Source organism: Peribacillus aracenensis (assembly GCF_025175645.1).
GTDB lineage: Bacteria > Bacillota > Bacilli > Bacillales > DSM-1321 > Peribacillus > Peribacillus aracenensis.
The window spans coordinates 19539-29955 of sequence record NZ_JANZMJ010000048.1 but is presented as its reverse complement, the minus strand read 5'-3'; the positions used below and the strand labels follow the sequence as shown (position 1 = coordinate 29955).

The 10417-nt window shown below is 36.6% G+C and carries 7 protein-coding genes and 1 pseudogene; all 8 read right to left on the bottom strand.

Annotated features, from left to right (window positions below):
- Positions 1–499 (bottom strand): cation:dicarboxylate symporter family transporter (locus N0M92_RS27435; RefSeq protein WP_260288777.1); only part of this gene is annotated, 499 nt, incomplete at its 3' end.
- A 301-nt stretch (positions 500–800) separates the two neighbouring features.
- On the bottom strand, positions 801–1409 hold the full coding sequence (locus N0M92_RS27430; RefSeq protein ID WP_260288776.1) for a response regulator: 609 nt from the start codon (positions 1407–1409) through the stop codon (positions 801–803).
- A complete protein-coding gene (locus tag N0M92_RS27425; RefSeq protein ID WP_260288775.1) occupies positions 1387–2721 on the bottom strand; it encodes a sensor histidine kinase in 1335 nt (444 codons plus the stop codon). Before N0M92_RS27425 ends, N0M92_RS27430 begins: the two co-directional genes overlap by 23 nt.
- Before the next feature lie 813 nt (positions 2722–3534).
- Positions 3535–5268, bottom strand: a complete 1734-nt coding sequence (locus N0M92_RS27420) for an amidohydrolase (protein ID WP_260288774.1) — start codon at positions 5266–5268, stop codon at positions 3535–3537.
- 1142 nt (positions 5269–6410) lie between these two features.
- Positions 6411–6620 (bottom strand): annotated as a pseudogene (locus N0M92_RS27415) (citrate transporter); the annotation flags it as partial.
- 176 nt (positions 6621–6796) lie between these two features.
- Positions 6797–7303: a hypothetical protein gene (locus tag N0M92_RS27410; protein ID WP_260288773.1), complete on the bottom strand. Its 507-nt coding sequence runs from the start codon at positions 7301–7303 to the stop codon at positions 6797–6799.
- 483 nt (positions 7304–7786) lie between these two features.
- Complete coding sequence (locus N0M92_RS27405) at positions 7787–9985, bottom strand: transglycosylase domain-containing protein (protein ID WP_260288772.1); 2199 nt, start codon at positions 9983–9985, stop codon at positions 7787–7789.
- A 116-nt stretch (positions 9986–10101) separates the two neighbouring features.
- Entirely contained in the window at positions 10102–10341 is a 240-nt protein-coding gene (locus tag N0M92_RS27400; protein ID WP_260288771.1) for a hypothetical protein, read from the bottom strand.
- Positions 10342–10417: the final 76 nt, after the last annotated feature.

The window sequence follows — 10417 nt, the reverse complement described above, 5'->3', positions numbered from 1 at the left end:
CCGCAATACTAAGTCCAAACAACACGGAGAAGAAAATGATCGCTAGCATATCGCCTTCTACCATGGCTTTAACTGGATTGGATGGCACAATGTGAACGATTGTATCCACGAACGATTCATGCTGCTTGGTTTCGGCTGTATCAACATAAGTGGATATATCAGTTTGTTCCAGATTATTCATATTCACACCGGCACCAGGCTGGATGATATTCGCGGAAATTAAACCAACAACAATCGCAATCATCGTTACCACAACAAAGTATAATAATGATTTAGCACCTAGTTTACCTACTGCTTTCAAATCACCTACACCTGCAACTGCAACGATAAGGCTTGATACAATGATTGGCACAACAATCATTTTAATCATTCGTAGGAAAATGTCTCCCAATGGCTGTAAAAAGTTTTGGGCCGTCTCATTACCATAAAAAATGGTGCCAACGATAATCCCAAAAATTAAACCAATGAAAATTTGGCTAGCTAAACTTAATTTTTTCATTAAATGTCCCCTTTTTCTTTTCTTTCTATCTACTAAATTGTTGAATAAAGATACTTTTTAAACATACTACCTTACATAAACCTCTCTATCACTGAAAGCCCTTTCATTTTATTTTCAGAAAATTTAACATTATTTAAATTTCAAACAACTATATTAATAATCAAATCTTCTAATTAACAGAATTATATCTACACTTTTTTTCTTATAAAATAGAAAAAAAAGAAAAAAAAGAAAAAGCATAACTCTAGTCTTTGTGAACTTAGTTACAGCCACGACTCAAGATTATGCTCATATAGTAAATTCATACCCACTCATAAAGGTTTTTAGGTCTACCAATTTTTTGATAACTCACTATTGTACGTACTTTCCCTTTTTGGATTAAATGAATTAAACAGCGATAAACTGTAGGATAAGCTAAACCTACTTCTTTTGTAATCTCAGCAATCGCACAGGGCTGAATACAAGATTGTAAAAATACTGAAACATGGGATAAAGTCGTTTGACTCATTCCTTTCGTTACAAAAACATCACCTTTTGTCTTTGTTGCTTCGAAAAGCCGCTTATGTAATTGAATTCGAGAGATGAGGTCAGGCGCTTTTATTGGTTTTAATGCAAAATCAGTTGCCCCCTTCTCTAAAAAAAGATCAGCAATCTCTTGGCGTTCATCTACCGTTAAAACGAGAATGGGAACTTCCCTATTGAGTCTACGAATTTCAGAAACGGTCATTAGTCCATCCATTACAGGCATATGAAAATCTACGAGAACAATGTCAATCTCATTCTTTATAAATTGTTCTACACCTTCTTTTCCATTGCAGCAAGCTATTACTTTCCATTCTGCAAAATCACAAATTTCTTTCAACATATAGCGAACTGATTTGTCGTCATCAATAACTAAAATCTTCATCATTGTTCCCTCCTGCTAGATGCATCCAAATTGTGGTTCCCTGTCCAATTTTACTTTCAATAGAAACTGTTCCTTTATGCTCTTCCACCACTTGATGAACAAAAGATAATCCAATTCCTGATTGATATTTTGTACTGTATCCAGCCTTCCAAATCTTCTTCTGCTCCTCTTCATTCATTCCTTTTCCATTATCGGATACACCTAACAAAATCTGATTGCCATAAGTTTTAGCTTTTATAGTCACCTTTCCTTCAGGACATCCTTCAATGGCATCAAAAGCATTATTAATCAAATTTACTATCGCACGAGTCATCCGGATCTTATTAACCCAAATTTTAATTGTTTCTGGTTGATCGGGTAATTCTAGATTGACCTTTTTATCGGTACCACTTAATCGGCTTGACAAGGTATAATCAACCAGATTTTTTAAAGAACAACAACTCTTGTGTGATTTATATAAAATTTCAGAAATCATTTCACTCATAGAACTAATAGACAATGAAATACTACCACAATATTCTTTGGTTCTTTCATGTTTATTATATAGACCAATTAAAGAAATGAGCCCCTCAATAGAGGCTAGTGGAGTTTTTAAATCATGAACCAGATTCAACACTTCTTTATCAGAACGAGCTTCTAGAGCCTCTAATTTTATAATGTGCAGTTCTTGAATAATCCTCCATCTAACGAGAAACCCCATCAGAATAAAAGCATTAATTAGAAATATAGAACATAACACGATTGCATATAACGAAAGAGCTTGATCGAATCCAATTTCAATTGCCCATTTCTTGACGTTAGTAGAGATGGCTCCATGACCGAACCCATACCTTGTAAGAAAAGGCACCTCATCTAACCACTGTACCCCAAAAAGAATTTGAACAAGAATAAGGGATTTCATAAATAATCCCAATCTTCCTTTTTCCAATAATTGTACTAAGATGATACATAAAAGTATGATAATGGCTGGAATACCAAAGTGATAATTAGATTTAATTGATAAATTTATAATTGCATAGGTAAGTGGGATGACAGCAAGAGGAATAGCTATTCTGAGCCAATTCCTCTGTAACTTTTCTCCTAATGCATTTCCCAACATAATAGCACCAATATAAAATGGAAGTGCGCGAATTGTATTAAGCATAACTATGGAAAAAGCCAGTATTAATAGAGTATTCCCATGGGGATTTTCCTCCATAATATTCATTAGTATACCTAGGCCTACATTTTGTGAGCTAAGCCAATGCGGCATAGAAATGCCTAAGAAAATTAAAGCCATCCCCCACACTGCTTTTCCAATAAGTGAATTACTCATATACTCCCCTTTCAATCTAAGTTAGTTCTTAAAATTATATTAATTTCATTAATATTAACAAAATTCTTTTAATGATTTAATATTAAAACAATATTAATATTTTAATGATTCCTTAACAAGAAATAGTTTTGGTCAAACATAATGTGATTTTGAAATAGGGTTCGTAACGGAATACTGCTTACGCTGTTAATCCAAACGGTTCGTGAATATAGTTCACTTGGTTTTGGACAGACTCCCCCCATGGAGCGTTTATCCTTTTTTAATGAGTTATGACACTTTAAATCTCTATCTGACGCTAAAATGGTGGTTTTTTTATAGTTCACGTCATAAACCCCTGTTCATTATTCTTCCATTAACCTTTAAAATCTATCTTTTATTGTAGATTTGAAACAAAGTTTGATCCAATTAATCCAAGAAACCTTGATAATTGAAGGAATAGAAAGGGCATGTTTTGAAAAAAGATTAATCAAAACATGCCCTTATAATATTTAATTTAATCCTTAAACTAACACACCCGTTAGTTCATTAAAATAAGCGATTCTCATTAAAGATTCGCGCCCTTTTCTTGAATAAGCACCTAACTTTGTAATAGCTGGGATTCCCCCACTTAAAGAGAGTTACTTTGTCAAAGGGCTTCAACCTTAGGATTTCTCCACCATTTGCCTATCAGCTACCGAGCGTCTTTGCACTTACTCGGGTTGGACTCTCGACAACTAGCAAATAACGGCTTGCCGGGCGCGAAGGAAGCAAAAAGACGGTTCTTGTGCTTCAGAATGAAGCAGTAGAACCGTCCCCGTGCATCCTATCCTTAATTTAATTTTCGTAGATAACCTTATCGTTCACAATTGTCTTAAGTACTTTGATTTCTTTAATTTTTATAGGGTCAACTGTTAACGGATTTTCTTCCAGAACAACAAAGTCCGCAAATTTTCCTCTTTCGATTGAGCCTTTTTCATTTTCCTCGAAGTTTTGCCATGCTGCATCACTTGTTACTGCGCGAAGTGCCTCTAATGGTGTAATTCTTTGCTCCGGACCAATCACTTTTCCGCTTCTTGAAATCCGGTTAACAGCAGACCATACTGCCTGCAGCGGGTCCATTGGAGTAATGTGAGAATCAAGATGAATGCTAAATTTAATACCACGATCAATGGAAGATTTAAGAGGACTCATCATAGCTGCACGTTCAGGGCCCATGAATATATCCCTGTGCTGATCGCCCCAAAAGAAGGTATGGGAAACAAAGTATGATGGTGTAACACCCAATTTCTTCATTTCATCCAATTGATCTAATCTAGCCATTTGAGCATGCTCAATACGATGACGGGCATCCTTACGCGGATACTCCTCCTGGGCAGTACGGAAGGCGTAAAGAATATCATCAATCGCTGCGTCTCCGTTACCATGAATCGCAATTTGGTATCCAGCCTTATGCAAATCCACTACTCGCTTCGTTAATTCCTGACGACTTGTCGCCGGATATCCCCGATAATTTGGATCATCTCCCGGAGGCACGTGGTACGGTTTACTTAAATAGCCGGTGTATCCTTGAATGGATCCATCATGAGACAGCTTCACAGGGCCAAGCTTCAGCATATCACTGCCGAAACCTGTTACAATACCGCCTAATTCACCAGGGGTTATAACGCCACCAAACCCCGCACCCATGGCTGTAACCCTTAACGGCAGCAATCCTTGCTTCTGATATCTTTGTAAATCAATAAGACCCTGTTTATTTGCCCCGGCTATAACCGAGGTCGTTACACCTTTTGAGATATAATCCTGGACAGCCTTTTTAAACGCTGCAAGGTTTTCCTCTTCTGTAACAACAGGAATATGCTCACTTACAAGACCTTTGGCAGATTCCTCTAATACCCCAGTCGGTTCTCCTGTCTTAGGGTCTCTTACGATTACCCCACCAGGTGGATCGGGAGTATCCTTTGTAATTCCCGCCAATTTAAGTGCAACACTATTAGCTACTGCTAAATGTCCGGAAGTATGTCCGATATAGATTGGATGCTCCGTTGATACCTTATCCAGATTTTCACGTGTCGGGTGACGTCCTTCCGCTAAAAGTGTCTGATCGTACCCTCGCCCGAGTATCCATTCACCTTCGTGGGTTTCCATAGCTCGATCTTTCAAGGCAATGATCAGATCATCAATATTTTTAATAGGACCTACCGGAGGACTATTTAAATTAACTTGAACAGTCCCGTCCATTCCGGAGCTCGGAAAATGACTGTGGGCATCATAGAACCCCGGCAATAACACTTTATTCATTAAATCAACGACTTTCGTGTGCTGTCCCTTTAACTTACCAATTTCCTTATTTGAACCAACGGCAATGATTTTTCCGTCCTTGACTGCTACGGCTTCGACAATGGTAGCACCTTTGTCCATGGTGATAACTTTCCCGTTAAAGTAAACAGTGTCAGGTGCAAGAGAATCAAGATGGTCTGGAAGTGTACCTGAAGAAAAGCCTACTAATGCAAGCACAAAAACTAGGGAGAAGATAAACAAACTTCTTTTACTTAAAAAATTCCTTTTCAAGAAAAAACCCCTTTTCTGATTTAAGATCCTATCCATAACACTTCTTGTTTTTTCCATATACACCGATGATTTTCTAAGAAATATTTCATGTAAACAACTTGAAAGAGCCCCCCTCCTAAATGCTGTTGAAAAAGATTCATAAACATCATGATGTCCGTACCAATTATAAATATATTATACTAAATATTCTGAATTTTATATAGGGTTTATTAAAAATAGGTTATTTTATCTAAAAATCATTAGGATGGCCCAATTGTTGAACAAAGATCAAACAGTACTGTTGAACTAACCTGACTTTAGCTCCATAAAAAAAAGAGTAGCAACGATATCCCTAAAATCTATGCGATATTATTAAGAAGAGGACAAAGAAAACGATCAAGTTATTGCTTATCAACTTCCCGAAAAAGCGTCAAAATTGGCGATTGATTCTGTTACTTTGGCCCAACAAGGTTAGATAGCTTTCCTAGTTGTGTTGGGTTTAGAAAATTCCAGTTAGTTATTACCCTGAAATTGTATAACAAGAGGGCACTCCTTTTAAAAGGGGTGTTTTTTACTTATGCACGTAAATAATACCCAAATAAAAAATAAAATCAGGTATTCTTTATTACTTCTAAAAATACGTGCTCATACCATAGTACGTACTCAAGAACCTTTAATTTAGTTAAGAAGTTGATTTTTATCTTTAATTTATTCGATAGAAAAATTTAGTTATATGTATGGTAGCAAATTGAAAAAACACCTGTTTAAGATGCTAAGCTTGTACGTTTTATATAATGGATTTTCTATACCAATTAGAGATTGCAAAGTACTTGTGAACTAGCATAGGTTACTACTCGCGGGGTTCTCGCGGGGTTCTAGCTGCCTTCCTTACTTAGATGGCTCCCATTTACCTATAAGAAACGCTATCATTGTTTGGCCTACTTGGTCTTGACTTCGCTACGAGAGATATGTATCCCCGGTCTTGGGATTTTCTCTTTGTCTCTACCATAGCCCTGTCCTCCTTGGCTTGCTTGTAGTCTTGTTGTGCTGTCCGGGCGTGATAGGTTGCTACTCGCGATGATTTACTGCTTTCAGTACTATCGTAGGTTGGCCCTCATTCACCCTTTTATTACATACGAAAGAATCGCTCCCTGGAATAAACTCTATAAAGAAATAGCTCCTGTGATTAAAGCAATAAGAATCATGACTACACATGTTCCTACTGCCCACTTTAAAATAAACTTTTGATGTTTACCAAAACCCACCTTTGCCATCCCTACCAATAAATGAGTCGAAGCAATTAAAGGACTCATCGCATGAATCAGTTGCCCCAGCACAGAAGCTCGTGCAATTTCAACTGGATCCACTCCGTACTCCAAAATAATAAGGATCATTTGCCATTACCACTCAAAAATTCCCTTGATCCATTTTTAAATTTCAGATGTACTTTATCTTTTGGACATAAAAACACCCCTTTAGAGGATATTATCCAAAGGGGTAAAACGGTGCAACTTTATTATAAACATCGTGACTTTATTTCAAAACTACATCATTTCCCCTTTAATTCAGCTAAATAGTGCCTTACGGCACTTTCAACTAGTTCATAAACCGTCCTATCATGAATGATTGCTTGTATTTTTAGTTCCTTCATAAGTTCAACATCCATATCGAATGAAGAACGTTTTCTTATAACGTTGGTTCGTTCTATGGTTGGTGCTGATTGTTCGTTCGCTTGTTTGACCTGTTCTTTACCACGTTTTATGCCAACGTTAAAACGTTGGTTGGTATCGTTAATAGGTTCTTTATTTTCATTAGTTGAAACGTTCGCCTTTGCCTTTCCTGCTGTTGCAAAGTCATAAATAAGCTGCTCTTGTACCGTTTCCTCGTCACCTTCACCAACGAAATACCAGCCTTTTTCGCCTGAATTTCTATACTCATAACCAGCTTTATTCAATGCTTTTCTTAGTAATTTTTCTGAAAGATGAACATCAGCCCTTTTGGCAATATTCGCTGGTGTATCAGTTTTAATTAACTCCAAGATTTTACCTATTTTCATTTAGTACGCTCACGGGAAAACCAATACTTTGTTTTGATATTTCGATAAGTCCCAATGTCTTTGATCAGCTCGGCAATAAGATCATAACCGCAATATGTGTGCCTCAGCGTGCTAAATTCATCTAATGTGACATAATCATCACTCTTTAATTCAACGTGACACTCCCCACAACAAATCCCCATATCCAACACCTCCAAAAAGTATATTGATATATTCGTCGAAACTTGGTGGCCATCCTTCTTTTGTACAAAAAACAGGTATATTGGCGGTCCTTTAATGTTTGTTAGTTTTTCAAAATTAGATAGATATAATTATAAAAAACCTTAATAAATAAAGGAGAGTAGATATTAGCCATTTATAATATGTACTCTCCTTTTTTCTTTTAGTGAACTAACGCACCCTATAGTTTAAGTAGAACCCTTACATACTCTTACGTGTATCATAAAAAAGGATGGAACCAATGCGATTCCATCCTAAAAAACTTTATTGATTGTGTTCCTTTTCCTCTTGTTGTTTATGATTCTCTTCCTTTTGTTTATGTTTTTTTTCCTCTTGTTGTTTATGCTTCTCTTCCTTTTGTTTGTGTTTCTTTTCCTCTTGTTGTTTATGATTCTCTTCCTTTTGCTTATGTTTTTTATCCTCTTTATTTCCATCAATATCAAATGGTTTATCTTTATTATTTTTTGAAACTGGTGGAGCTTCTTCAGGATTTGCACCTTTAATGAACAGTTCATTATTCACCTGGTATACATCACTAGGCCGTTGGAAGCTACTTTGGTCTGTTCCAAACGCTTCCAGCATGACCTTAAACATTTGGTGCGAGATTTTAGTTGTATTTCCATCCATATAATTACCTGGACCATTTTTAGTATATCCAGTCCAAACCGCCATAGTGTATTGCGGTGTATAACCAGCGAACCAACTATCATTTACCGAACCGGATGGATATCCATATTGTGCTCTGGTTTTACTGTCAAAATTGGTTGTGCCAGTTTTTCCAGCCACATCTAGTCCAAGGACATTTGCTGTTTTTCCTGTACCAGATTTTACGACTGTCCGTAACATATCCGTCACCAAATAAGCTGTGTAATCATGCATAGCACGTTTTGGCTTTGGAGTTAAATTATCAACTCTGCCATCAGGATAGACAACTTTACGAACAAAATGTGGTGTATTGTATTCACCGTTATTTCCAAAAGCACTATATGCCCCTGCCAACTCTAATGGATTAACCGTATTACTACCAATCGCATATGATTCGTACACCTTATTATTATTAAAAGTAATACCCAGATTTTCTGCAAAGTTTTGTGCTTTATCCATCCCTACTTCTTGAAGGGTAAGGAGTGCTGGAATATTGTATGACCATTGAAGTGCTGTTCTAATCGACAACATTCCGTGATATTGATGATCCCAGTTAGAAATGGATTGACCATTTGAGTAGGTTATCTCATGATCATTAATTTGGTGTGCTGTAGACCATTTTGAATTTTCAATAGCCGGACCATAATCAAAAACTGGCTTGAAAGTAGAACCTGGTTGACGTTTAATATCAACCGCAAAGTTGTTGCCTCGGAAGGAAGCTTTATATTGGTTTCGACCGCTCCCAATAGCTCGAACTTCTCCTGTTTTTGTATCTAAAAATACGAAGGCTCCTTGAAAATTGTCATTTGGATAAGAAATAATCGTATCGGTGTTCATTATTTTGTCCGCAAAGGTCTGAGCTTTTGTATCTAGCGTCGTATAAATAGATAATCCATCCGAACTGATATCTACATTTTTTAGCTTTCTTTCAACTTCTTTTACAACAGCGTCCAAAAATGCCTCGTACGGCATTCCTAGTTGTTTTTTCGTTTTTGGAACAAGTCCTGCTGTAACTGGAACCTTCTTTGCATCATCCAATTGCTGTTTCGTAATATACCCTTGTTTATACATAGCTTCTAAAACAATATTACGACGATTTGTTGCAGCTTTCACATGTTCGGGTTCAGTGGGATCGTAATAACTTGGACTCTGTGGGAGCCCCGCCAGCATAGCGGCCTCCGGAAGCGTTAATTTATTTAGATGATCGGCATCAATTCCGTAGTAATTTTGGGCGGCAGCTGCTACACCATATGCCCCGTCTCCAAGGTAGATCTTATTTAAATACATCATTAAGATTTGATGCTTGGAATACTTTTGCTCAAGCTGATAGGCCAAGCTCCATTCCTGTACCTTTCGCTTTATTGTTTTCTGAGGTGACAAAAAGGAGTTTTTAATGACCTGCTGTGTAATCGTACTTCCGCCTTGAGATCCGAAATCCCCTTTTAGGTTCTTGAAGATTGCTCTCGAAGTTCCTTTTATATCAATGCCATTGTGTTCATAAAAATGTGCATCCTCCGTGGCAATAAAAGCATGTTCCAACATTTTTGGAACTTGAGAATACTTAATTTTTGTCCGCTTTTCTTTACCATATTCGTAAATGAAATTCCCGTTTTTATCGTATAATTTGGTAGAAAGGGGATCGACTAATTTTGAAGCATCTATTTTGGGTGCATCCTTAATCATTGCTGCAACCGTAACTGCCCCTATTCCAATTGAAACAACACCTAATAATAAACACCAAAGTAAAACTTTTTTCAAGAAAGACCTTCTTTTAGGGGAGTTTTTACCTTTTTTTTGATCTTGTTTTGTTTTTTCCACTTGTTTTCGTTCCTGACGAGAACGATACATTTCTGACATTAATCTTCTCTCCCATATTCAAGTTACTCAACAAAATTGAAGAAAACTATGCAAATAACCTTTTATTTACTCACTAGTCACTTATGATCAGTATGGTATTTAAAACAATGCATTTCATTCAAAACCTGTATATAACGTATTAAGGAAGAATTTATCCTATACTCTCCTTGGTCGGTTTTCGCAATAAAGTAATTACTTCGTACTATCTTATCTAATACATCTTTTAGAACGTCTTCCTTCTTTACATCTGGCCCTTTTATTATTTTTTCTCGTTTAATATCATCATCCAAGGTATAACAAACAATAAATTTCTTCAAATTAGATCCCCCTTTCGAGAACAACTTCTGATTGTCTTAAGTAGGGAAACACGTCTACTTATTTGAAGCGAATAGT